The 20,763-nt window shown below is 61.3% G+C and carries 24 protein-coding genes; 14 read left to right on the forward strand and 10 right to left on the reverse strand.

Translation table 11 applies throughout. From position 1 onward, the window contains the following. Positions 1-64: 64 nt before the first annotated feature. From ahpF to HBO11_RS08345, 3 genes are all read right to left on the reverse strand, one after another. Complete coding sequence (gene ahpF / locus HBO11_RS08335; RefSeq protein ID WP_169955836.1) at positions 65-1,618, reverse strand: alkyl hydroperoxide reductase subunit F; 1,554 nt, start codon at positions 1,616-1,618, stop codon at positions 65-67. 126 nt (positions 1,619-1,744) lie between these two features. Beyond that, on the reverse strand, positions 1,745-2,308 hold the full coding sequence (gene ahpC, locus HBO11_RS08340) for an alkyl hydroperoxide reductase subunit C (protein WP_010210361.1): 564 nt from the start codon (positions 2,306-2,308) through the stop codon (positions 1,745-1,747). Between the two features lie 132 nt (positions 2,309-2,440). Beyond that, entirely contained in the window at positions 2,441-3,373 is a 933-nt protein-coding gene (locus HBO11_RS08345) for a site-specific integrase (protein WP_169955835.1), read from the reverse strand. Positions 3,374-3,569: 196 nt separating this feature from the next. On the opposite strand from HBO11_RS08345, the gene HBO11_RS08350 reads away from it, so the two are divergent. Then, positions 3,570-4,577 (forward strand): DNA-binding protein, encoded by a 1,008-nt coding sequence (locus HBO11_RS08350; protein ID WP_169955834.1) that lies wholly within the window; start codon positions 3,570-3,572, stop codon positions 4,575-4,577. Here HBO11_RS08350 and gorA read toward each other — a convergent pair whose 3' ends face one another. Both gorA and galU read right to left on the reverse strand, forming a co-directional pair. Next, positions 4,578-5,936, reverse strand: coding sequence for a glutathione-disulfide reductase (gene gorA, locus HBO11_RS08355; protein ID WP_169955833.1), 1,359 nt, complete (start codon positions 5,934-5,936; stop codon positions 4,578-4,580). A 100-nt stretch (positions 5,937-6,036) separates the two neighbouring features. Next, positions 6,037-6,876 carry a UTP--glucose-1-phosphate uridylyltransferase GalU gene (gene galU, locus HBO11_RS08360; protein WP_029294645.1) on the reverse strand — a complete coding sequence of 280 codons (840 nt, stop codon included), beginning with the start codon at positions 6,874-6,876 and terminating at the stop codon, positions 6,037-6,039. A 311-nt stretch (positions 6,877-7,187) separates the two neighbouring features. Between galU and HBO11_RS08365 the strand changes: the two genes are divergently transcribed. Together HBO11_RS08365 and HBO11_RS08370 are read left to right on the forward strand one after the other, a co-directional pair. Beyond that, entirely contained in the window at positions 7,188-7,373 is a 186-nt protein-coding gene (locus HBO11_RS08365) for a hypothetical protein (protein ID WP_076960784.1), read from the forward strand. A 144-nt stretch (positions 7,374-7,517) separates the two neighbouring features. Then, complete coding sequence (locus HBO11_RS08370; protein ID WP_169955832.1) at positions 7,518-7,799, forward strand: hypothetical protein; 282 nt, start codon at positions 7,518-7,520, stop codon at positions 7,797-7,799. Between the two features lie 9 nt (positions 7,800-7,808). On the opposite strand, the gene HBO11_RS08375 is transcribed toward HBO11_RS08370, so the two are convergent. The 4 genes from HBO11_RS08375 to HBO11_RS08390 form a co-directional block, all read right to left on the reverse strand. Next, entirely contained in the window at positions 7,809-8,039 is a 231-nt protein-coding gene (locus HBO11_RS08375; protein ID WP_169955831.1) for a hypothetical protein, read from the reverse strand. A gap of 74 nt (positions 8,040-8,113) precedes the next feature. Then, positions 8,114-9,037 carry a c-type cytochrome gene (locus HBO11_RS08380; protein ID WP_169955830.1) on the reverse strand — a complete coding sequence of 308 codons (924 nt, stop codon included), beginning with the start codon at positions 9,035-9,037 and terminating at the stop codon, positions 8,114-8,116. Further along, the gene (locus tag HBO11_RS08385; protein WP_169955829.1) at positions 9,034-9,684 is read right to left on the reverse strand and encodes a c-type cytochrome; all 651 of its coding nucleotides are present in this window, start codon (positions 9,682-9,684) and stop codon (positions 9,034-9,036) included. Before HBO11_RS08385 ends, HBO11_RS08380 begins: the two co-directional genes overlap by 4 nt. A gap of 182 nt (positions 9,685-9,866) precedes the next feature. Further along, a complete protein-coding gene (locus HBO11_RS08390; protein ID WP_169955828.1) occupies positions 9,867-10,217 on the reverse strand; it encodes a hypothetical protein in 351 nt (116 codons plus the stop codon). A 214-nt stretch (positions 10,218-10,431) separates the two neighbouring features. Here HBO11_RS08390 and HBO11_RS08395 point away from each other — a divergent pair, with 214 nt between their 5' ends. From HBO11_RS08395 to HBO11_RS08445, 11 genes are all read left to right on the forward strand, one after another. Then, a complete protein-coding gene (locus HBO11_RS08395; protein ID WP_003173824.1) occupies positions 10,432-10,734 on the forward strand; it encodes a DUF1883 domain-containing protein in 303 nt (100 codons plus the stop codon). A 26-nt stretch (positions 10,735-10,760) separates the two neighbouring features. Next, positions 10,761-10,928 (forward strand): hypothetical protein, encoded by a 168-nt coding sequence (locus HBO11_RS08400; protein WP_169955827.1) that lies wholly within the window; start codon positions 10,761-10,763, stop codon positions 10,926-10,928. Between the two features lie 25 nt (positions 10,929-10,953). Continuing rightward, positions 10,954-11,622 carry a DNA oxidative demethylase AlkB gene (alkB, locus tag HBO11_RS08405; protein ID WP_169955826.1) on the forward strand — a complete coding sequence of 223 codons (669 nt, stop codon included), beginning with the start codon at positions 10,954-10,956 and terminating at the stop codon, positions 11,620-11,622. An 87-nt stretch (positions 11,623-11,709) separates the two neighbouring features. Beyond that, a complete protein-coding gene (gene ada / locus HBO11_RS08410) occupies positions 11,710-12,786 on the forward strand; it encodes a bifunctional DNA-binding transcriptional regulator/O6-methylguanine-DNA methyltransferase Ada (protein WP_169955825.1) in 1,077 nt (358 codons plus the stop codon). Positions 12,787-12,869: 83 nt separating this feature from the next. Next, complete coding sequence (locus HBO11_RS08415) at positions 12,870-13,934, forward strand: nitronate monooxygenase (RefSeq protein ID WP_169955824.1); 1,065 nt, start codon at positions 12,870-12,872, stop codon at positions 13,932-13,934. A gap of 110 nt (positions 13,935-14,044) precedes the next feature. Beyond that, positions 14,045-14,812: a molybdate ABC transporter substrate-binding protein gene (gene modA, locus HBO11_RS08420; RefSeq protein WP_170058059.1), complete on the forward strand. Its 768-nt coding sequence runs from the start codon at positions 14,045-14,047 to the stop codon at positions 14,810-14,812. Then, positions 14,813-15,493, forward strand: coding sequence for a molybdate ABC transporter permease subunit (modB, locus tag HBO11_RS08425; RefSeq protein WP_169955822.1), 681 nt, complete (start codon positions 14,813-14,815; stop codon positions 15,491-15,493). It abuts the gene before it with no gap. Next, entirely contained in the window at positions 15,493-16,578 is a 1,086-nt protein-coding gene (gene modC / locus HBO11_RS08430) for a molybdenum ABC transporter ATP-binding protein (protein ID WP_169955821.1), read from the forward strand. The genes modB and modC overlap by 1 nt, the downstream gene beginning before the upstream one ends. Positions 16,579-16,642: 64 nt before the next feature. Further along, a complete protein-coding gene (locus HBO11_RS08435) occupies positions 16,643-17,659 on the forward strand; it encodes a DNA topoisomerase IB (protein WP_169955820.1) in 1,017 nt (338 codons plus the stop codon). 167 nt (positions 17,660-17,826) lie between these two features. Further along, positions 17,827-19,461, forward strand: coding sequence for an ABC-F family ATP-binding cassette domain-containing protein (locus HBO11_RS08440; protein WP_169955819.1), 1,635 nt, complete (start codon positions 17,827-17,829; stop codon positions 19,459-19,461). A gap of 80 nt (positions 19,462-19,541) precedes the next feature. Next, the gene (locus HBO11_RS08445; protein WP_169955818.1) at positions 19,542-20,246 is read left to right on the forward strand and encodes a YoaK family protein; all 705 of its coding nucleotides are present in this window, start codon (positions 19,542-19,544) and stop codon (positions 20,244-20,246) included. A gap of 137 nt (positions 20,247-20,383) precedes the next feature. Here HBO11_RS08445 and HBO11_RS08450 read toward each other — a convergent pair whose 3' ends face one another. Continuing rightward, entirely contained in the window at positions 20,384-20,737 is a 354-nt protein-coding gene (locus tag HBO11_RS08450) for a hypothetical protein (protein WP_169955817.1), read from the reverse strand. Between the last annotated feature and the right edge of the window lie 26 nt (positions 20,738-20,763).

Genomic DNA, 20,763 nt, shown 5'->3' on the forward strand with positions numbered 1-20,763 from the left:
GCGCCCACAAAAGCAACGGCCACAAAAAACCCATGATCTCTCATGGGTTTTTTAGTTTCAGGCCTTACGCTCGGATCAGGTGATCAAAAGCACTCAAGGAAGCCTTGGCGCCCTCGCCCACCGCAATCACGATCTGCTTGTACGGCACCGTAGTCACGTCACCTGCGGCAAACACGCCTGGCAGTGACGTCTCGCCACGGGCATCGACAATGATCTCGCCACGGGGCGACAACTCCACCGTGCCCTTGAGCCAATCGGTGTTGGGCAGCAAACCGATCTGCACAAAGATGCCTTCCAGGTCGATGGTCTTGAACTCGCCGGTATCGCGGTCCTTGTAGGCCAGGCCGGTGACTTTCTGGCCATCACCCTTGACCTCGCTGGTCAGCGCACTGGTGATCACGTCAACGTTCGGCAGGCTGTAGAGCTTGCGCTGCAATACCGCGTCGGCGCGCAACTTGCTGTCGAACTCGAGCAACGTGACATGGCTGACAATACCGGCCAGGTCGATGGCCGCTTCAACACCGGAGTTACCGCCGCCGATCACCGCCACGCGCTTACCCTTGAACAGCGGGCCATCGCAGTGTGGGCAGAAACACACACCCTTGGCCTTGTACTCCTGCTCGCCCGGCACGCCCATTTCACGCCAGCGCGCGCCGGTGGCCAGGATCACGGTCTTGGACTTGAGGGTCGCCCCGCTCTCGAAGCGAATTTCGTGCAGCTCACCGGGATTTTTCGCCGGGATCAGGCTGCTGGCGCGCTGTAGGTTCATGATGTCCACGTCGTACTGACGCACGTGGGCTTCCAGGGCGCTGGCCAGTTTCGGGCCTTCGGTTTCCTGTACCGAGATAAAGTTCTCGATGGACATGGTGTCCAGCACTTGCCCACCAAAACGCTCGGCGGCCACCCCCGTGCGGATACCTTTACGCGCGGCGTAGATAGCCGCGGCAGAACCTGCCGGGCCACCACCGACGACGAGTACATCAAAGGCGTCCTTGGCGCTGATTTTCTCGGCCGCTTTTTCGATACCGCTGGTGTCGAGCTTGGCGAGAATTTCTTCCAGGCCCATGCGGCCCTGGCCGAAGTTCACACCGTTGAGGTAGACGCTGGGCACTGCCATGACCTGGCGCTCGTCGACTTCAGCCTGGAACAGTGCGCCGTCGATAGCGACGTGGCGGATGTTCGGGTTGAGCACAGCCATCAGGTTCAGCGCCTGGACCACGTCCGGGCAGTTCTGGCAGGACAGCGAGAAGTAAGTCTCGAAGCTGAACTCGCCTTTCAGGCTGCGAATCTGCTCAATCACTTCGACACTGGCCTTCGACGGGTGGCCACCGACTTGCAGCAGGGCCAGCACCAACGAAGTGAATTCATGACCCATGGGGATGCCGGCAAAACGCAGGCTGATATCGGCACCCGGGCGGTTGATGGAGAACGATGGCTTGCGCGCGTCATTGCCATCGGTTTTCAGGCTAATCAGCGTGGTGAGGCTGGTTACGTCCTGCAAAAGGGCAAGCATTTCCTGGGATTTCGCACCGTCGTCGAGGGAGGCGACGATCTCGATCGGCTGGGTGACCCGTTCCAGGTATGACTTCAACTGAGCTTTAAGATTGGCGTCCAACATACGGGCGATTTCCTATTTCAAATCAATTCGGTAAAAAAAAACGCCCGAGCGAATCTCGCCCGGGCGTTTTTGAGGGCGGTGCAGCTTACTTAAGGTGCGGCAATCCGCCCTTGATACTTCACAGACTTAGATCTTGCCGACCAGGTCCAGGGACGGAGCCAGGGTAGCCTCGCCTTCTTTCCACTTGGCTGGGCACACTTCGCCTGGGTGGGCAGCAACGTACTGGGCCGCCTTGATTTTGCGCAGCAGTTCTGAAGCGTCACGACCAACACCGCCGTCGTTCAGCTCAACGATCTTGATCTGGCCTTCAGGGTTGATCACGAAGGTGCCACGGTCTGCCAGGCCAGCTTCTTCGATCAGCACGTCGAAGTTGCGGGAGATGGTCAGGGTCGGGTCGCCAATCATGGTGTACTGGATCTTGCCGATGGCTGGCGAGGTGTTGTGCCAGGCAGCGTGGGCAAAGTGGGTGTCGGTGGACACGCTGTAGATCTCGACGCCCAGTTTCTGGAATTCGGCGTAGTTGTCAGCCAGGTCTTCCAGTTCGGTTGGGCAGACGAAAGTGAAGTCGGCTGGGTAGAAGAACACGACAGACCACTTGCCTTTCAGGTCAGCGTCCGACACGTCTACGAAGTTGCCGTTTTTGTAAGCGGTGGCTTTGAACGGTTTTACTTGGCTGTTGATGATAGGCATCGTTGACTCTCCGTCAGGGGTTAGTAAGTTGATGGGTGAATCCTACCCAGTCTCATCGCCGATGGCTCATTGGCAAACCTGATGCTTGCGATTGGTTTTGGCTATCAACCAGCTGTATTAATAGAAGAAATCTTAAAGCAGCGGTTCGCGGGCCTGAGTCATGCCAAGAAAGGGCGTCGCTTCAACATAGCGCATGGCTGACTTCATGTCCTTCCAGCCGACATACGTCATCAGCGACTTCAAATCCCAGCCGCTGCGATGGGCCCAGGTGGCAAAGCCACGGCGCAGGGAGTGGCTGGTGTATTGCTCGGCGGCAATGCCGGCCCGCCCGAGGGCCTGGCGCAGCAGCGGGATCACGCTGTTGGCATGCAACCCCTCCTCACCCAGGTTGCCCCAGCGATCGATCCCGCGAAACAGCGGGCCGCGCACCAGGGCCGAGGCACTCAGCCATTCGCTATAGGCCTGTACCGGGCACAGCCGCAGCAGCGCCGGGGTTTGATAGGTCTGGCCGAGGTTCTCGCGGTCGCTCTTGCTGCGCGGCAGGTACAGGGTGATGCCCGCGCTTGGTACCGCCTGGACATGCTCGATCTGCAAACGGCACAGCTCATCACTGCGAAAGCCGCGCCAAAAGCCCAGCAGGATCAAGGCCGTGTCGCGCTTGGCACGCAGCCAGCGCGGTCGATCGCCCTCTGCCCGCGCCTGCTCGGCATCACGCTCAAGCCAGCCGACCACCTGCTCCAGATGCTGGAGCTGCAAGGGTTCGGCCTGTTTTTCCTGGGCCGGGTGCAAGGCGCGGATGCCCTTGAGCACCTTGCGCACCACCGGCGCCTTGGTCGGATCGGGAAAACCCTGGCTGGTGTGCCATTGCGCCAGCGCCGAGAGCCGCAGTTTCAGCGTATTGACCGCGAGCATCCCGGCATAGGCCACCAGGTATCGCGCCACGCTGTCGCTGGTGGCGGGCAGGAAGCCGCCCCAACTCACCTCAAAGTGCTCGATGGCAGCGCGATAGCTGCGACGGGTGTTATCGCGGGTGGCGGCGTTCAGGTATCGATCTAGTTCACTCATGCCGCGATCGCCGGCAAGCCGGCTCCTACAGAGGTTGGTGTACGGGAACTGCGCCCGGAGAGAGTCCGGCAAGTCATGACACGGGATAATACGCCAATATCCCACCTGTTAAATGATGAATTTCAACGTGTTTTTATTCGTGATATAGTATGTATGTACATAATACATACCACAGTATCAAATCGACGGAGACCCCATGGCACGCGGTGGCATCAACAAAGCAGTAGTTCAAACGGCACGCATGGCAATTCTCGCCCGCGGCGAAAACCCCAGCATTGATGCGGTGCGCATCGAAATGGGTAATACCGGCTCGAAAACCACCATTCACCGCTATTTAAAAGAGCTCGACGAGAGCGAAACCCGCCTCACCATCACCGAAGCCCCCATCGACGACGAGCTCGGCGAACTGGTGACACGCCTGGCCCAGCGCCTGAAAGAGAAAGCCCAGGAGCCCATCGACCTGGCCCTGGCCCAGTTCGAACAGCAAAAAAGCGCCCTGCTCGCCCAGGTAGAAGCGCTTGAAGCCGCACACAGCCAACTCCAGCAGCAATTTGATATCCAGGGCACCGCCCTCGCCGAAGAAAGCGCCGCGCTGCAAACCGCCAGCACCAGCCTGCAGACCGAGCAAACCCGTAACGCCGGGCTTAGCCAGGCGTGCAGCGACTACGAGCTACGGCTCTCGGACAAGGACGAACAGATTCGTTCGCTGGAAGAAAAGCACCTGCACGCCCGCGATGCCCTTGAGCACTACCGCAATGCCATCAAGGATCAGCGCGAACAGGAGCAGCGCCGCCACGAAGGCCAGCTGCAACAACTGCAGGCTGAATTGCGCCAGGCACAGCAGAGCGCCCTGGTGCGCCAGGACGAGATCACCCAACTGCATCGCGACAATGAGCGGCTATTGATTGAACACCGGGTTACGGCGAAGGAATTGGCTGCCCTGCAGGAGCAAAGCCGCAAGGCTCAGGCCCAGCAACTCAAGCTGAGCGAACAGGTGAGCGTGATCGACAGCGAACGCACCCTGCTCCAGGAGCGCCTGCGGGTAGCGGTGCTGGACAGCCAGTCACGCCAGGAGGCACTGGCCGAGCAACAGCACAGCTACAAAGCCGTGGAACTGGACCTGATCAAGGCCCAGGCCACCATCGAGGCGCTGCGCCTGGCTGCCGTCGTTGCAACGACGCCAGAGGCAGCGGCCCAGGCCTGATCAGCCAGCCACTGGCGTGCGCATGGTGACGAATTCTTCCGCCGCCGTAGGATGCACGCCGATGGTCTCGTCGAAATGCTGCTTGGTCGCCCCCGCCTTGAGGGCGATCGCCAGGCCCTGGACGATCTCGCCCGCCTCCGGCCCAACCATGTGGCAACCCAACACCTTGTCGGTGTCGGCATCGACCACCAGCTTCATCAGGGTGCGCTCCTGGCACTCGGTCAGGGTCAACTTCATCGGCCGGAAGCGGCTTTCGAAGATCTGCACGTTATGCCCATCGGCCCTAGCCTGCTCTTCGCTCAAGCCTACGGTGCCGATGTTCGGCAGGCTGAACACCGCCGTCGGGATCATCGCGTAGTCTACCGGGCGGTATTGCTCAGGCTTGAACAGGCGACGCGCCACGGCCATGCCTTCGGCCAATGCCACAGGCGTCAACTGCACGCGACCGATCACGTCGCCAATGGCCAGGATCGAAGGCTCGGCGGTCTGGTACAGGTCGTCGACCGCGACAAAACCACGCTCGTCCAGCTTGACCCCGGTGTGCTCCAGGCCCAGGTTGTCCAACATCGGACGCCGCCCGGTGGCGTAGAACACGCAATCGGCCTCCAACACACGACCGTCCTTCAGGGTGGCCTTGAGGCTGCCATCGGCCTGTTTGTCGATACGCGCGATATCGGCGTTGAATTGCAGGTCCAGGCCGCGCTTGGTCAGTTCTTCCTGCAAATGCTTGCGCACCGCACCATCGAAGCCACGCAGGAACAGATCGCCGCGATACAGCAGCGATGTCTGTGCGCCCAGGCCATGGAAAATCCCGGCAAACTCCACCGCAATATAACCACCGCCCACCACCAGCACACGCTTGGGCAGCTCTTTAAGGAAGAACGCCTCATTGGAGCCAATAGCGTGCTCGTGCCCCGGAATCTCGGGAATCTGCGGCCAGCCGCCAGTGGCGATCAAGATATTCTTGGCGGTGAAGCGCTCTCCATTGATCTCGACCTCGTGCGCCCCGGTCAGGCGCGCGTGGCCTTCGTGAAGGGTCACGCCACTGTTGACCAGCAGGTTGCGGTAGATGCCATTGAGGCGATTGATCTCGCGGTCCTTGTTGGCGATCAGCGTCGCCCAATCAAAGTCCGCCTCGCCCAGGGACCAGCCAAAACCGCTGGCCTGCTCGAAGTCTTCGGCAAAGTGCGCGCCATAGACCAGCAGCTTTTTCGGCACACAGCCCACATTCACACACGTCCCGCCCAGGTAGCGGCTTTCCGCCACGGCGACCTTCGCGCCAAACCCTGCGGCAAAGCGTGCCGCCCGAACGCCACCGGAACCGGCGCCAATTACATAAAGATCAAAATCGTAGGCCATTTCACTCTCCTCGGCAGGGCATCAGGATACCCGCTTGTACCCAAAAAACCAGAAAGCCACCCGAAGGTGGCTTTCTTGAGACTCAACAGGCCATGCTTAATCAGTAAGCCTTGCCAGTCTTGTAGAAGTGCTCGTAGCAGAAGTTGGTCGCCTCGATGTAGCCTTCGGCGCCACCGCAGTCAAAACGACGACCCTTGAACTTGTAGGCAATGACGCAACCGTCCTTGGCCTGCTTCAACAATGCGTCGGTGATCTGGATTTCGCCGCCCTTGCCTGGCTCGGTTTCTTCGATCAGCTTGAAGATATCCGGGGTCAGGATGTAGCGACCGATGATCGCCAGGTTCGACGGGGCATCTTCCGGCGCTGGCTTCTCGACCATGTCGCGCACACGGATCAGGCCATCGCCAATGTCGTCGCCAGCGATCACGCCGTACTTGTTGGTTTCCGAAGGATCGACTTCCTGCACTGCAACGATGGTGCAGCGGTATTTCTGGTACAGCTTGACCATCTGGGTCAAGACGCCGTCGCCTTCCAGGTTCACGCACAGGTCGTCCGCCAGGACCACGGCAAACGGTTCGTCACCGATCAGCGGGCGACCGGTGAGGATGGCATGACCAAGACCTTTCATCTGGGTTTGACGGGTGTAGGAGAACGAGCACTCGTCGAGCAGCTTGCGGATACCGACCAGGTATTTTTCCTTGTCGGTGCCCTTGATCTGGTTTTCCAGTTCATAGCTGATGTCAAAGTGGTCTTCCAGGGCGCGCTTGCCACGACCGGTGACGATGGAGATTTCGTTCAGGCCGGCATCCAGTGCCTCTTCGACGCCGTACTGGATCAGTGGCTTGTTTACCACCGGCAGCATTTCTTTAGGCATGGCCTTGGTCGCTGGCAGGAAGCGAGTGCCGTAACCGGCTGCTGGGAACAAGCATTTCTTGATCATATAAGTCCTTAATAAGGGCTGTGCGTACGAAATTCGGCGCAGTCTAATCAGGCCGCAGCCACCTTACAATGGGCGCTGCTGGCGTTGCGATGTCAACATAGAGAAAAAATGTCGGCGTTAGTTCCGCCCATGTTCAAACAAGCGGCCCCAACGGCACCGGAGAAAACCCAGCATCCCCTGATTTCAAAGGGCCATATCCTTTTTAGCACGCTTTATGGGGTTCGGCACTGACCTGCAACAACTTACGCGCCCCCATGGCATTTGGCGCTATCATTGCCAGCTTGAACACCAGACCACGAGATTGTTAATAGATGTCAGAACCCAAAGGCGTAAACGGCTACCTGATCACCAAGCGAGCAGACGGCTGGCACCTGATCAACTTTCACGGCGACAGCGTTGCCGGCGTATTCGCCACCGAAAGCCAGGCGATTGCGGTAGCCGAAGTATTTGTGGATGAAGCCGGCCACGCGTCGAGCAAGCGACCCAAGGGCAAATAAGCCTCTGCGGTTGCGCATGAAGCCCCGGTGAACGGGGCTTTTTTGTGATTGTCTGTACCTTGATGGCCGTTCGCTATAATCTCGCTGAAACGCCCCACAACAGTGTCAGCGCGCCCCTTAACACTTCTCAACGACGAACCTTACATGAACAAGATCCTGGCACTGACCTCGGTACTGGCGCTCGCCGGCTGCACCACCACTTCCGACATTTACCTGAAAAACGGCGAACAAGGCCTGACCATTGACTGTTCGGGCGAGGCCAATTCCTGGGCCAGTTGCTACGAAAAGGCCGATGCCTCCTGCGCCGGCACCGGTTACCGCATCGTCGGCACCGAAGGCACGCCAGCCTTGAAGGAAAGCGACAAGACCCTGGGCGCCGATGTGGGCAACTTCAAGGGTCGCAGTGTAGTGGTGGTCTGCAAGTAAGCTGGGCGGCTACATGTGAATCTCGGCGAACTTGATGCCGAGGCTGCGAATGGTGTCGATCAGGTCATCGAGTTTTTCAAAGGATTCGACCTCGTCCTGGTCATCCACCAGGAAAAAGCTGCGCCCGCCGCTTTTCTTGAAAAACACGATCCACTCCCCCGAATTGGCCGGATTTTGAATCACATGGGTCGCAGAGATATGACCCTCTGCATGCCGCTCTTTGACGCGCTCACGTTTCATAATTGCTTTTCCAGAATGACAATGCCGCTCAAACCCCGGGGCTTGAGCGGCATTTGTTGTGTTCAGGCAACAGTTTAACGGATGCCTTGGCCAATCAGCACGCCGTCTACCGTTTGCCCGTACAGGTTCACCCCATCATTGGCATGGAACTTCACGCGGGTTTTCTCCACCGAGCCATCTACCAGGCGCGGATCCTGCGGGCGCTCATGGCGGTTGACATAGGCCGCTACGTCCCAGGCCTGCTGGTCGCTCAAGCTGCCGCCCTTGCCCAGCGGCATGTTGTGCTTGATGAAGGACGCTGCGGTGTTGACCCGATGCATACCGGCGCCCCAGTTGTAGGAATCCTTACCCCACAACGGTGGCATCACGTAGCTGTCGCCCACCTTCTGCCCCTGCCCTTCGGCGCCATGGCACACCGCACATTGCGCCTTGTACACCTCGGCACCCTGCGCGAGGTTGTAGCCTTTGGCCGGTTGTGGCACCTCCGGGTAACCACGCCCCGGCAACTCCACGCCCAAGGGTGCCTTGCTCGCTAGCCAGTAGGCATAGGTCGACAGCGCGGCAATCTCATGGCTGTCCGCTGCCGGTGGCGTGCCGCCATCCATGCTGAACTGGAAACAGCCCTGCAGGCGCTCGGCAAAGGAGTTGACCTTGTCATTCTTCTTACGGTACGCCGGGTACATAGGGTACGCCCCCCACAGGGGCGTGGAATTGGCCAGGCGCCCCTGATCCAGGTGACAGTTGCTGCAATTGAGGCCGTTGCCGACAAACTGCGGCGCCAGGCGCTTGGTATCGACGAACAACGCATAGCCCTGCATCACCAGCTTGCCGTAGGCGTTGTCAGGCAGTTCGCTTTCCTGGGGCGGCTGGAACGCCTTGGCGGCGGGCACCGCAGCCGGCACCTGCAGTTGCGACTGATCTTCCATGGCAATCGGTGCGGCCAACGCCGGCACACTGATCAACGCGGCCAACACGGGTGCAAATGACAGATTCTTCATGGCTTGACCTCCTGGCCAGGCAAGGAGGCGAAGTAATTGGCGATACCCTGCACTTCGTCATCCGTCAGGGATTTGGCCACGTGCCCCATCAGGTCATTGGGGTCGTTGTGCCGAGTGCCACCGCGCCAGGCATTGAGCTGGGCAGCCAGGTAGGCCGCGGACTGCCCGGACAGCGGCGGGAACGCCTCGCCAACCCCCACGCCCGAGGGGCCATGACAGCTGACGCACGCCGGAATCTGCCGTTCCCAGGCGCCTTGCAGCGCCAGTTTTGCAGCTGGACTGTTCGGCGTAGCACTACGATGGCCGACGGCCACGGCAGGTGCCGGCATCGCCGCCAGTGTCTGGGTCACCGCCGCGATTTCTTCCTCGGTAAGCGCCTTGGCCAGCGACGTCATCACCGGGTTGCTGCGCGTGCCACTCTTGAAATCATGCAGTTGCTTGCTCAAATAAGCCGCCGGCAACCCCGCAAGCCTCGGAAAACCCGCAGCAGCCAACCCCAGGCCATCCGCCCCGTGGCATGCCATGCACGCCGCCGCGCCAGGCTGCGCGCCACCTTCACTGAATATCTTGTTGCCCTCCAGCGCCTGCGCGCTGCCGAGCATGAGTAGCAAGACGCCACCCATCAACACTCTCTCCACAGACATCATCACGACTCCATTTTTATAGTTATATGCTTAGACCTACAATGCATAAGCCTACAAATGGTAGGGTAATGAGCCGACAGTCACAACCGCCATGTAAGAAATTGCCGACAATAAAAAGCCCGGCACTGCAACCGCAGGCCGGGCTTTTTGATCGGAGTTGATCGCGTATGAGCGGCGGCGTGGACTCAGCCGGAAATACAGTCTTCCGCAGCTTTTTTCACGTCACCCGGACGAATCGGCACATTGGACATGCTCTCGTAGAGCTTGATGCTGCTACCGCTGGAGCGGTCTTCAATCTCGAAAATGGCCGATGGGTCAGCCGAAAACTTCTGCGGCACAATCACCCGCACACCTTCCTTGTGAGGCTCGATCTGCGGCGGACGACGGGTCGACGACAGTTTCTGCACCACACACGCCGCGTATTCCTGCGGTTTTTTCCCGGAGATAACCGCCAGGGTTGGCGGTGTCTGCTTGATGTCTGAAACCGAAGCACATCCACCTATTGCCAGGGCCAGAACCAATACACTCCACTTCATACAAAACCTCCGATAAAGACCCTACGACAGCGGAGATGGTATTTTTCTCCCGCCCACGTAGGATTTATCCCTGATATATCGGTAAATAACTGTTTTAAATTGTCGAAGACGTCGACGACGACCCGATAATAAACGTGCTGGGGCTGATAAACTCCATCTTAACCTACGTATCGTTCTGATTTTTCAGAAAAAGCCCTTCTGGAGACACCCCCCCATGAAATTCATCCACCAGCGCGAACACTTGAACGAAGGGGATATTGTCGTCATTGAATGCTCCCAGACCTGCAATATCCGCCTGATGAGCGATGCGAATTTTCGCAGCTTCAAAAATGGCGGTCGCCACACTTATCACGGTGGCGCCTTCGACAAGTTCCCGGCCAAGATCACCGCGCCAAGCACCGGGTTCTGGAACATCACCCTGGATGTGGTGACGCGCCGTGCCATCAGCGTTACCCGCAAGCCAGCGTTGTCCCATAAGATCCGCATTGTTCGCCGCACCAGCACCAAACTCAGCTGATTGCCACCCAAGCCACAGGAATCACCGTGACTCAAACCACCAAATACGTCATCAAGTACAAACTCAACGGCGAACGCCGCTTCGAATTTGCCCAACTGCACGCGGCGAGCATCGAAGAGGCCCAAGAGGCCTTGGCGAAAATTCACGATGCCAGTGACGAAATCACTGAGATCACCGTGAGCAAGGCCCTGTAAAACTACGACCAGCAGCGGAGTGATTGTGCAACCTGATTCCACGGGTGACCTGTTCAGCGACGAGGCCTTGCAACAACCGGCCCGTCGCGAGCAAATCGGCGAACAATCCTACGTCCTCAGGGGCTATGCCCTGCCCTGGCTTGAGCGTGTATTGCCCGAGCTTCGTGCCGTCCTCGGCCAGTCACCGTTCCGGCAGATGGTCACCCCCGGTGGCTTTACCATGTCGGCAGCCCTGAGCAGTTGCGGCGAACTGGGCTGGACCACCGACCGCCAGGGCTATCGCTACAGCCCTCTGGACCCCGAGCGCCAACAACCCTGGCCGAGCATGCCGGCCGTGCTGCGCGAACTGGCGATCGACGCGGCCAGGGCTGCCGGCTTCGACGGCTTTGCACCCGACGCCTGCCTGATCAACCGCTATGTACCCGGCGCCAGAATGTCCCTGCATCAAGACAAGAACGAGCGCGACTACAGCGCCCCGGTGGTCTCATTGTCCCTGGGGCTGGCGGCGGTGTTTCTGTTTGGCGGCCATCAGCGCAGTGACAAGACACAAAAGATCTCGCTGTTCCATGGCGACGTAGCGGTCTGGGGCGGCGTCGATCGCCTGCGCTTTCATGGGGTGCTGCCGATCAAGGAAGGCGTGCACCCGCGCATGGGGCCGCAACGGATCAACCTGACGTTTCGCAGGGCCGGCTGACCCCGGTGAATTCCACCGCAAGCAACGGAGTGCCCGGGCGCCCCCGGTTTATTATCCTGGCCACTGATCCATTGCCGAGCTATTGCCATGAGCACTGAAGATGATCTGCGCTGGGCAGCCATTGTCGCCCGCGACGCCACGGCCGACCTGACCTTCGTCTACGGGGTCAAGACCACCGGCGTGTATTGCCGCCCCAGCAGCAGCGCACGTCAGCCACTGCGCAAGAATGTCGAGTTTTTCGACACACCGCAGCAAGCCGAAGCCGCCGGGTACCGCCCCAACAAACGCACCTCGGCCGACCAGACCCAGGTTGCGCAACGCCATGCGCACCTGATTGCCGCCGCCTGCCGTCATATCGAACAGGCCCAGACCCTGCCCGCCCTGGAAGACCTGGCCAACGGCGCCGGCTTGAGCCCGTTCCACTTCCACCGCGTGTTCAAGACCCTGACCGGGCTGACACCCCGGGGCTATGCCCGCGCCCATCGCTCACGCAAGGTCAGGGCGCACCTGCAGGACAGCCAGTCGGTGACCGATGCGCTGTACGACGCGGGTTTCAACTCCAACAGCCGCTTCTACGCGTCAGCCGACCAGTTGCTCGGCATGAAGCCCAGCGACTACAAAGCCGGTGGCATCCATAACGATATTCACTTTGCCGTCGGCGAGTGTTCCCTGGGGGCGATTCTGGTGGCGCAGAGCAATCGCGGGGTCTGCGCGATCCTCCTGGGTGACGACCCGGACCAACTGGCGCGCGACCTGCAAGACCAGTTCCCGCAGGCCAATGTGATCGGTGCCGACCCCGGCTTTGAACAGTTGATTGCCCAGGTGGTGGGGTTTATCGAGGCGCCTGCCCTGGGCCTGAACCTGCCCCTGGACCTGCGCGGCACCGCCTTCCAGGAGCGGGTCTGGCAGGCACTGCGGGAAATCCCGGTGGGCAGCACCGCCAGCTACGCCGAGATTGCCAAGCGCATCGGCGCACCCAGCGCCTTTCGTGCCGTTGCCCAGGCGTGCGGCGCCAACAGCCTGGCCGTGGCGATTCCCTGCCACCGCGTGGTACGCAGCGATGGCCATCTATCGGGTTACCGTTGGGGCGTGGAGCGCAAACAGCTGTTGCTCCAGCGCGAACGCCACACCCCGCATGAACCACAGCCGGCGTCCAGTGAATAATACAGACTGGCCTTGCCCCGGCCGGCCCTGTTAAAAGGGCCGGGCAGCCCTTCCTGAGCGTTCCATCATTGGAGAAGCGATCCATGAGCACCTGGCCAGACACCCGCATTCTCGACCTGCTGGGCATTGAATTGCCGATCATCCAGGCGCCCATGGCCGGCAGCACCAGCCCCGAGATGGTGATCGCCGCGAGCCAGGCCGGGGCGCTGGGCTCGATGCCCACGGCCACACTCAGCATCGAGCAACTGCGCCAGGCGTTGACCACCATTGCCCAGGCCAGCGCCCGCCCCTTGAACGTCAACTTCTTCTGCCACCGGCCACCGGCCCCCAACCCCGAGCGGGATCGCCAGTGGAAGGATTTGCTGGAGCCCTACTACCGTGAGCTGGGTGCAGATTTTGACGCGCCCACCCCGCTCTCCAACCGCGCACCGTTCGACAATGCCAGCTGCGAGGTGGTGGAAGAATTCCGCCCGGAAGTCGTCAGCTTCCACTTTGGCCTGCCGGAAAAAGCGCTGCTGGACCGGGTCAAGGCCACCGGGGCAAAAGTGCTGTCGTCCGCCACCACCGTCGAGGAGGCGATCTGGCTGGAGCAGCACGGCTGCGATGCAATCATCGCCATGGGGTATGAGGCCGGGGGGCATCGCGGGATGTTTCTCAGCGACCGCCTCACCAGCCAGATCGGCACAATGGCCCTGGTGCCGCAGATCGTCGATGCAGTCAGCGTGCCGGTAATCGCCGCCGGCGGGATTGGCGATGCGCGGGGCATGGTTGCCGCGTTCGCCCTCGGCGCCTCGGCGGTGCAGATCGGCACGGCCTATCTGTTCACGCCCGAAGCCACTATCACCCCCGCCCACCATCAGGCATTGCACAGCGCCCAGGCCAGCGAAACGGCACTGACCAACCTGTTCACCGGCCGCCCGGCGCGGGGGATCATCAATCGCGTGATGCGCGAACTTGGGCCAATCAATCCCACCGCCCCGGCGTTTCCCTTGGCCGGTGGTGCATTGCTGCCGTTGCGCGCCCTGGATGCAGCCGACTTCAGCAGCCTGTGGGCCGGCCAGGCGCTGCGCCTGGGGCAAGACCTGTCCACCCGCGAGCTGACCCTGAGCCTGGCCCGCCAGGCGCTGGCGCAACTCAACAAGGGCTAGACCCCTGAGACAACTTTGCACTGTACCGACGATGGCGAACCGCTATATATTCCCATACATAGCGATTAACTATAACAAGCCGCCACGTCGGCACCCCAAGGAGCTGCTTCATGATGATTCGCGCCCAACGCCTGGCCCCCACCGGCCTGGCCACCCTGATCGCCCTCTTTACCTTGGGCACAGCCCACGCCGATGAAGTGCAAGTGGCCGTCGCCGCCAACTTCACCGCGCCGATCCAGGCGATCGCCGCCGACTTCGAAAAAGACACCGGGCACAAACTGGTCGCCGCCTACGGGGCCACCGGGCAGTTCTATACCCAGATCAAGAACGGCGCGCCGTTTGAAGTGTTCCTCAGCGCCGACGACACCACCCCGCAAAAGCTCGAAAGCGAAGGCGACACCGTCAAGGGCTCGCGCTTCACCTATGCCGTGGGCACCCTGGCGCTGTGGTCGGCCAAGGAAGGTTATGTGGATGCCAAGGGCGCGGTGCTGCAAAAAAATGAATACCAGCACCTGTCCATCGCCAACCCGAAAGCCGCACCCTACGGCCTCGCGGCTACCCAGGTCCTGGCCAAGCTGGGCCTGACCGACAAGGTCAAGAGCAAGCTGGTCGAAGGCCAGAACATCACCCAGGCCTATCAGTTTGTGTCCACCGGCAATGCCGAGTTGGGCTTTGTCGCCTTGTCGCAAATCTATAAAGACGGCAAAGTCAGCAGCGGCTCGGCGTGGATCGTGCCGGGCGAGATGCATGACCCAATCAAACAGGACGCGGTGATCCTCAACAAAGGCAAGGACAACCCGGCCGCCAAGGCACTGGTTGACTACCTCAAGGGGCCGAAAGCCGCTGCCGTTATCAAATCCTACGGTTATCAACTGTAAATGCCACTATCGAGTGCCGATTTTTCCGCGATCTGGCTGACCCTGAAACTGGCGTCGCTGACCACCGTGATTCTGCTGATTATCGGCACTCCCATCGCTCTGTGGCTGTCGCACACCCGTTCCTGGTGGCGCGGGCCGATTGGCGCGGTGGTCGCCCTGCCCCTGGTGCTGCCGCCGACGGTGATTGGCTTCTACCTGCTGCTGACCATGGGTCCCCATGGCTACCTCGGGCAGTTCACCCAATGGCTGGGCCTGGGCACCCTGACGTTCAGCTTCGCCGGCCTGGTGATTGGCTCGGTGATCTATTCCATGCCGTTTGTAGTGCAACCGTTGCAAAACGCGTTCTCGGCCATCGGCAGCCGTCCCCTGGAAGTTGCCGCGACGTTGCGGGCCAATCCCTGGGATACATTTTTCACGGTGATCCTGCCGCTGGCCCGTCCCGGCTTTATCACCGCGTCGATCCTCGGCTTCGCCCATACCGTGGGCGAGTTTGGCGTGGTGCTGATGATCGGCGGCAATATCCCCGACAAGACCCGCGTGGTCTCGGTGCAGATCTACGACCACGTCGAAGCCATGGAATACGCCCAAGCCCACTGGCTGGCCGGGGCCATGGTGGTGTTTTCTTTCCTGGTGTTGCTGGCGCTCTACTCCAGCCGTAAAACCAAAGCGGGTTGGAGCTGATGTCGATGATTGAGGTGCGCCTGCAACTGCACTACTCCGGATTTGCCCTGGACGTGGACCTCAAGCTGCCAGGGCGCGGCGTCACCGCGCTCTACGGGCATTCGGGTTCGGGCAAGACCACGTGCCTGCGCTGCATTGCCGGGCTGGAACGGGCCGGCGATGGATTTGTGCAAATCAACGATCAGGTCTGGCAAGACAGCCGCAACGGCGTGTTTGTGCCGCCGCACAAGCGCGCCCTGGGTTATGTGTTTCAAGAAGCCAGCCTGTTTCCCCACCTGTCGGTGCTGGCCAACCTGGAGTTCGGCCTCAAGCGGATCCCCAAGGCCCAGCGTCGCGTGGACATGGCCCACGCCACGCACTTGCTGGGGATCGGCCACCTGCTGGATCGCCACCCCCAGCATTTGTCCGGCGGTGAGCGCCAACGCGTAGGCATCGCCCGCGCCCTGCTCACCAGCCCGCAGCTATTGCTGATGGACGAACCCCTGGCCGCCCTCGACAGCCAGCGCAAAGGCGAGATCCTGCCCTACCTGGAACGCCTGCACGATCAACTGGAAATCCCGGTGCTGTACGTCAGCCATGCCCAGGATGAAGTGGCGCGCCTGGCCGATCATATTGTCCTGCTCAGTGAGGGCAAGGCCCTGGCCAGCGGGCCGATTGGCGAGACTCTGGCGCGGCTCGACCTGCCGCTGGCCCTGGGCGACGATGCCGGCGTGGTGATCAACGGCACGGTCAGCGAGCATGACGCCCATTACCAACTGCTGACCCTGCAATTGCCCGACAGCCCACTGCAAATGCGCGTAGCCCACGCGCCGCTGGAGCTGGGCAAACACTTGCGGTTCAAGGTCCAGGCCCGGGACGTGAGCCTCAGCCTGCAACCTGGGGAGCACAGCAGTATCCTCAATTGCTTGCCCGTGACCGTGACCCAGGAGATCCCTGCCGATAACAGTGCGCATGTGCTGGTACGGCTCGACGCGGCGGGTACGCCGCTGCTGGCGCGCATCACCCGTTATTCCCGGGACCAGTTGCAAGTGCATCCCGGCCAGGCGTTATGGGCACAGATCAAGGCGGTCGCCGTACTGGCTTGAACGCACGGCCCGGTGCTGCGGTCAATCAGGCATACCGGCCTGATTTGTTGCCAAGGACTCTGCCATGCCCGACTCCACCCTGCCCGTCGACCTGCCCCGTGACCTGCACTACGTTGACGACAGTCAGCCGGGCCTGAGCCGCCGTAAACTGCGGGGCAAGTTCCAGTACTTCCAGAGCGACGGCCAGCGCATCAGCGACGCCGACGAAATCCAGCGCATCAACGCCCTGGCCATCCCGCCGGCCTATACCGATGTGTGGATCTGCGCCGACCCCAAGGGCCATCTACAGGCCACCGGCCGCGATGCCCGTGGTCGCAAGCAATACCGTTATCACCCACGCTGGCGTGAAGTGCGCGACAGCGACAAGTATTCGCGCCTGCAGCAGTTCGGCAACGCGCTGCCCAAATTGCGCAAGCAGCTACAAGCGCAAATCGATGCGCCGGGCTTCAACCGCGAGAAGGTCCTGGCCACCGTCGTGCTGTTGCTCGATGCCACGCTGATCCGCGTCGGCAACAGCCAGTACGCCCGCGATAACCGCTCCTATGGCCTGACCACCCTGCGTACCCGCCACGTGGATATCAAGGGCAGCGAAATCCAGTTCCAGTTCCGTGGCAAGAGCGGCGTCGAGCACCAGGTCAGTATCAAGGACCGGCGCCTGGCCACCGTGCTCAAGCGCTGCCTGGAGTTGCCGGGGCAGAACCTGTTCCAGTACCTGGACGAGAACGGCGAGCGGCATACCGTCAGCTCCACCGACGTCAACGCCTACCTGCACAGCCTCACCGGCGCCGACTTTACCGCCAAGGACTACCGCACCTGGGCCGGCAGTGCCCTGGCCCTGGCCGTGTTGCGCGAACTGGCATGGCAACCGGAGTCGGATGCAAAACGGCATGTGGTGGAGATGGTCAAGAATGTCGCCCGGCAACTGGGCAATACCCCGGCGGTGTGCCGCAAATGCTACATCCACCCGGCCGTGCTGGAGCACTTCAGCCTGGGCGGCCTGGCGAAACTGCCCAGGCCCAGGGTGCGCAAGGGCTTGAAAGCCGAAGAAGTGGGGTTGGCGATGTTTCTTGAGCAACTGTAGGCACTGACGCCACCGATGTAGGAAAAATGACTGAACTGCGCTAGGCTACCAATCCCTCCCGACTGCAGGACGACCGCCGACGTGAACAACTAAGCCTTCCAACATGTAAACGCAACGAGCCGCCTGGCGCGCTTGTTGGCTTGTGCCACATTGTTCTGGAGGTGCTGATGACTGACGTCAACCGGCTGCCTGTACTTGTTTCCTTGCATCACCTGGGTTTTCAGTTCGCCGATGGCGAGACTTTGCTGGAAGACCTCAACCTGTCCATCGATTGCACCCCGACCGGGATTGTCGGCCGGAATGGCATGGGCAAGAGTGTGTTGGCGCGCCTGCTGGCCGGCGTGCTTGAGCCATCCCATGGGGTTATCAAATCCTCGGCGCGTATCGCCTATGTCCCACAAAGCATTGAGCTGTTACCGGGGCAGACTGTGGCCCAGGTCTGCGGTTGCGCGCCTATTCTGGCGGCACTTGAGCGCCTGGCCGCGGGACGCGCGCAGGCCGACGACCTGGAAGTGATCGATGATCGCTGGGACCTGGCCGAACGCCTGCGCCAGGCCCTGGACGGCGCCGGTCTGGCCGAGATCGACCCCGATCAGCCCGCCGGCCAACTCAGCGGTGGACAACTGGCCAGGATCGCCCTGATTGGTGGCCTGCTGGGCGCGCCGCAGTTGCTGATCCTCGACGAACCCACCAACCACCTCGACAGTGCCGGCCGCGATTGGCTGCTGGCGACCCTTGGCGCCTGGCGCGGCGGCTTGGTGGTGGTCAGCCACGACCGACGCCTGCTCAATACCCTGGGGCGGATCATCGAACTGTCGCCCCTCGGGGCCCGGCTCTATGGCGGCAACTACGATGACTATCGGGCGCAGCGTGATGCCGAGCAACAGGCCGCTCAGGCCGCCCTGGAACATGCCCGGCTGGATCGGCGGCGCGAGCACCAGCGCCTGAAAAAGGCTATCGACAGTTTCCAGCGCCACGCCGCCAGTGCCCGTAAACATGCAGAGACCGCCAATGTCGATGCCTTCACCAAATCCCGCTGGAAAGGCGCCGCCAATGAAATCGTCAGCAACGTGCGCAGCGCCCATGTGCAGCACAAGCAGGCCTTGAACGAACGCGTGCGCACGGCCCACGAACGGGTGGTGGACCAAACGCCGACCTTCCTTGCCTTGCCCGGCACACCCCTGCCGGCGGGCCGCCAAGTGGCAACCTTGACCGACTGCCAGTTGCCCTGGCTCGATCCCCGCGCGCCGAGCACCCTGATCAACGCGAGCCTGTGCGGGCCGGTCCGGGTTGCGGTCCACGGGCCCAATGGCTGCGGCAAGTCCACCCTGCTCAAGCTGCTGGCGGGGCATTGGCAACCTGTCAGCGGCGCATGCACGGTTCATGTACCCAGCGCCTATCTCGACCAGCACTTGACCCTGCTCGATGACCAGCAGTCGATCGTCGAGCAACTGAAATTGATGGACACGCCAATGGCCGAAGCCGAACTGCGCACCCGTCTGGCGCTGTTGCAACTGGATGCATGGCGCGTCACCCAGCCCATCGGCCAGCTCAGCGGTGGCGAGCGCTTGAAGGCTGCCATGGCGATTGCCTTATGGCGCAAGGTTCCCGCGCAATTGCTGCTCCTGGATGAGCCGACCAACCATCTGGACCTGGAGTCGGTGATGGCCTTCGAACAGGCTTTACAGGGGTTTACCGGGGCGCTGATTGCGGTCTCCCATGACGCAGCGTTTCTCAAGGCACTGGCGCCGACTCACGTTCTGAGCTGGGACGTCATGGGCTGGCGCTTGGAAGTGAACTGAAGGATGTGCCAAGTCATTGCAGTCAACCGGAAAGCGTCCTACGGTAGTGGCCGGATAATCTCATAGAGGAACCTCTCGCCGTGCTGCCCTCTTCCCCTAAGCCCATGGTCAATACTGCCTTGCAGCACCAGCACAAATGGCGGGGGCGCATCGGCCTGACGCTGGTGGCCAGCCTTTCGGTGCTGGCCGGCATGACCGACGCCATCGGTTTCATGGCCAGTGGCGATTTTGTCTCGTTCATGAGCGGCAACACCACGCGGCTGGCGGTGGCAATCAGTGAGGGTGACCTGGGGCTGACCGGGCGCCTCACCCTGTTGGTGGCAACGTTTATCCTGGGCAATGCGCTGGGGGTGATCATCAGCCGCGTGAGCAAGCGCCATGCGCTGCCGTTGTTGCTGTGTATTGCCACGCTATTATGCGGCGCCGCGGCGTGGCCGATGGCCGAGCAGTTGCCGGCAGTGCTGGCTGCGATCATTGCCATGGGCATGCTCAATGCGGCGGTGGAACAGGTCAATGGCTTGCCCGTGGGGCTGACTTACGTGACCGGCGCGTTGTCGCGTTTCGGTCGCGGCCTGGGGCGCTGGATGCTGGGGGAGCGCCGCAATGGCTGGCGCGTGCAGTTGATTCCCTGGGCCGGGATGTTTGTCGGCGCGGTGATCGGTGCTGTGCTGGAGCACCAGATGGGGATCCGGGCACTGTTGGTCAGCGGCCTGCTGTCGGCGCTGCTGGGCCTGGTGTCGCTGAAGATTCCGCGGCGCTGGCACCTGGGCTATATGCCACGTTGAAAAGGTGCCTGCCCGACATTTAGGCCTCGACATCCATGTACTGGTAAAGAGCCATCATGTCGGGCAAGCGCTGGCATTTTAAGACAAAGCCGGCGCAGTGTCCGCTGGGCATTTCTGAAGATTTCTAAAGAAACAACCTACAGGCAGGTCGCCAAGGCGGCCAGACGGCGCTTGGCGGCCCAATTGTCCTGCACTGCGTAGTAACTGACCGTGGTGCTGGTACCGGCGCTGCGCACATCGACAAAGTAGTCACCGCCCGTGGTGTACACCGTATGGCCACCGCCTTGCGCAGGCTCCATGAAGCCGCCGGCGTCGACGCCGAATACCGCCTCGTCCTGCCAGCCAAACTGGATGCATTGGGCTACGACCAGGGCCGCCTTATCAGACGCCAGGGTTTTATAGGGCGCGCCAGCGCGTGCGTCTTTCATCTTCGAACCTGCGCAACCGGCCAGCGCCGCCACGACCAACGCACCTATCACCACCTTCCGCATGCCATCGCTTCCTTGAAAAAAACGCG

The sequence above is a fragment of the Pseudomonas sp. WS 5010 genome, assembly GCF_012985565.1.
GTDB lineage: Bacteria > Pseudomonadota > Gammaproteobacteria > Pseudomonadales > Pseudomonadaceae > Aquipseudomonas.

Coding starts and splice junctions, on each gene's coding strand:
- ahpF (WP_169955836.1), bottom strand. CDS start 1,618: ATGTTGGACGCCAATCTTAAAGCTCAGTTGAAGTCATACCTGGAACGG.
- HBO11_RS08345 (WP_169955835.1), bottom strand. CDS start 3,373: ATGAGTGAACTAGATCGATACCTGAACGCCGCCACCCGCGATAACACC.
- ada (WP_169955825.1), top strand. CDS start 11,710: ATGAGCACTGAAGATGATCTGCGCTGGGCAGCCATTGTCGCCCGCGAC.
- HBO11_RS08370 (WP_169955832.1), top strand. CDS start 7,518: ATGAACAAGATCCTGGCACTGACCTCGGTACTGGCGCTCGCCGGCTGC.
- gorA (WP_169955833.1), bottom strand. CDS start 5,936: ATGGCCTACGATTTTGATCTTTATGTAATTGGCGCCGGTTCCGGTGGC.
- HBO11_RS08380 (WP_169955830.1), bottom strand. CDS start 9,037: ATGAAGAATCTGTCATTTGCACCCGTGTTGGCCGCGTTGATCAGTGTG.
- HBO11_RS08450 (WP_169955817.1), bottom strand. CDS start 20,737: ATGCGGAAGGTGGTGATAGGTGCGTTGGTCGTGGCGGCGCTGGCCGGT.
- HBO11_RS08415 (WP_169955824.1), top strand. CDS start 12,870: ATGAGCACCTGGCCAGACACCCGCATTCTCGACCTGCTGGGCATTGAA.
- modC (WP_169955821.1), top strand. CDS start 15,493: ATGTCGATGATTGAGGTGCGCCTGCAACTGCACTACTCCGGATTTGCC.
- HBO11_RS08435 (WP_169955820.1), top strand. CDS start 16,643: ATGCCCGACTCCACCCTGCCCGTCGACCTGCCCCGTGACCTGCACTAC.
- galU (WP_029294645.1), bottom strand. CDS start 6,876: ATGATCAAGAAATGCTTGTTCCCAGCAGCCGGTTACGGCACTCGCTTC.
- HBO11_RS08440 (WP_169955819.1), top strand. CDS start 17,827: ATGACTGACGTCAACCGGCTGCCTGTACTTGTTTCCTTGCATCACCTG.
- HBO11_RS08395 (WP_003173824.1), top strand. CDS start 10,432: ATGAAATTCATCCACCAGCGCGAACACTTGAACGAAGGGGATATTGTC.
- HBO11_RS08350 (WP_169955834.1), top strand. CDS start 3,570: ATGGCACGCGGTGGCATCAACAAAGCAGTAGTTCAAACGGCACGCATG.
- modB (WP_169955822.1), top strand. CDS start 14,813: ATGCCACTATCGAGTGCCGATTTTTCCGCGATCTGGCTGACCCTGAAA.
- ahpC (WP_010210361.1), bottom strand. CDS start 2,308: ATGCCTATCATCAACAGCCAAGTAAAACCGTTCAAAGCCACCGCTTAC.
- HBO11_RS08390 (WP_169955828.1), bottom strand. CDS start 10,217: ATGAAGTGGAGTGTATTGGTTCTGGCCCTGGCAATAGGTGGATGTGCT.
- modA (WP_170058059.1), top strand. CDS start 14,045: ATGATGATTCGCGCCCAACGCCTGGCCCCCACCGGCCTGGCCACCCTG.
- HBO11_RS08365 (WP_076960784.1), top strand. CDS start 7,188: ATGTCAGAACCCAAAGGCGTAAACGGCTACCTGATCACCAAGCGAGCA.
- HBO11_RS08385 (WP_169955829.1), bottom strand. CDS start 9,684: ATGATGTCTGTGGAGAGAGTGTTGATGGGTGGCGTCTTGCTACTCATG.
- HBO11_RS08375 (WP_169955831.1), bottom strand. CDS start 8,039: ATGAAACGTGAGCGCGTCAAAGAGCGGCATGCAGAGGGTCATATCTCT.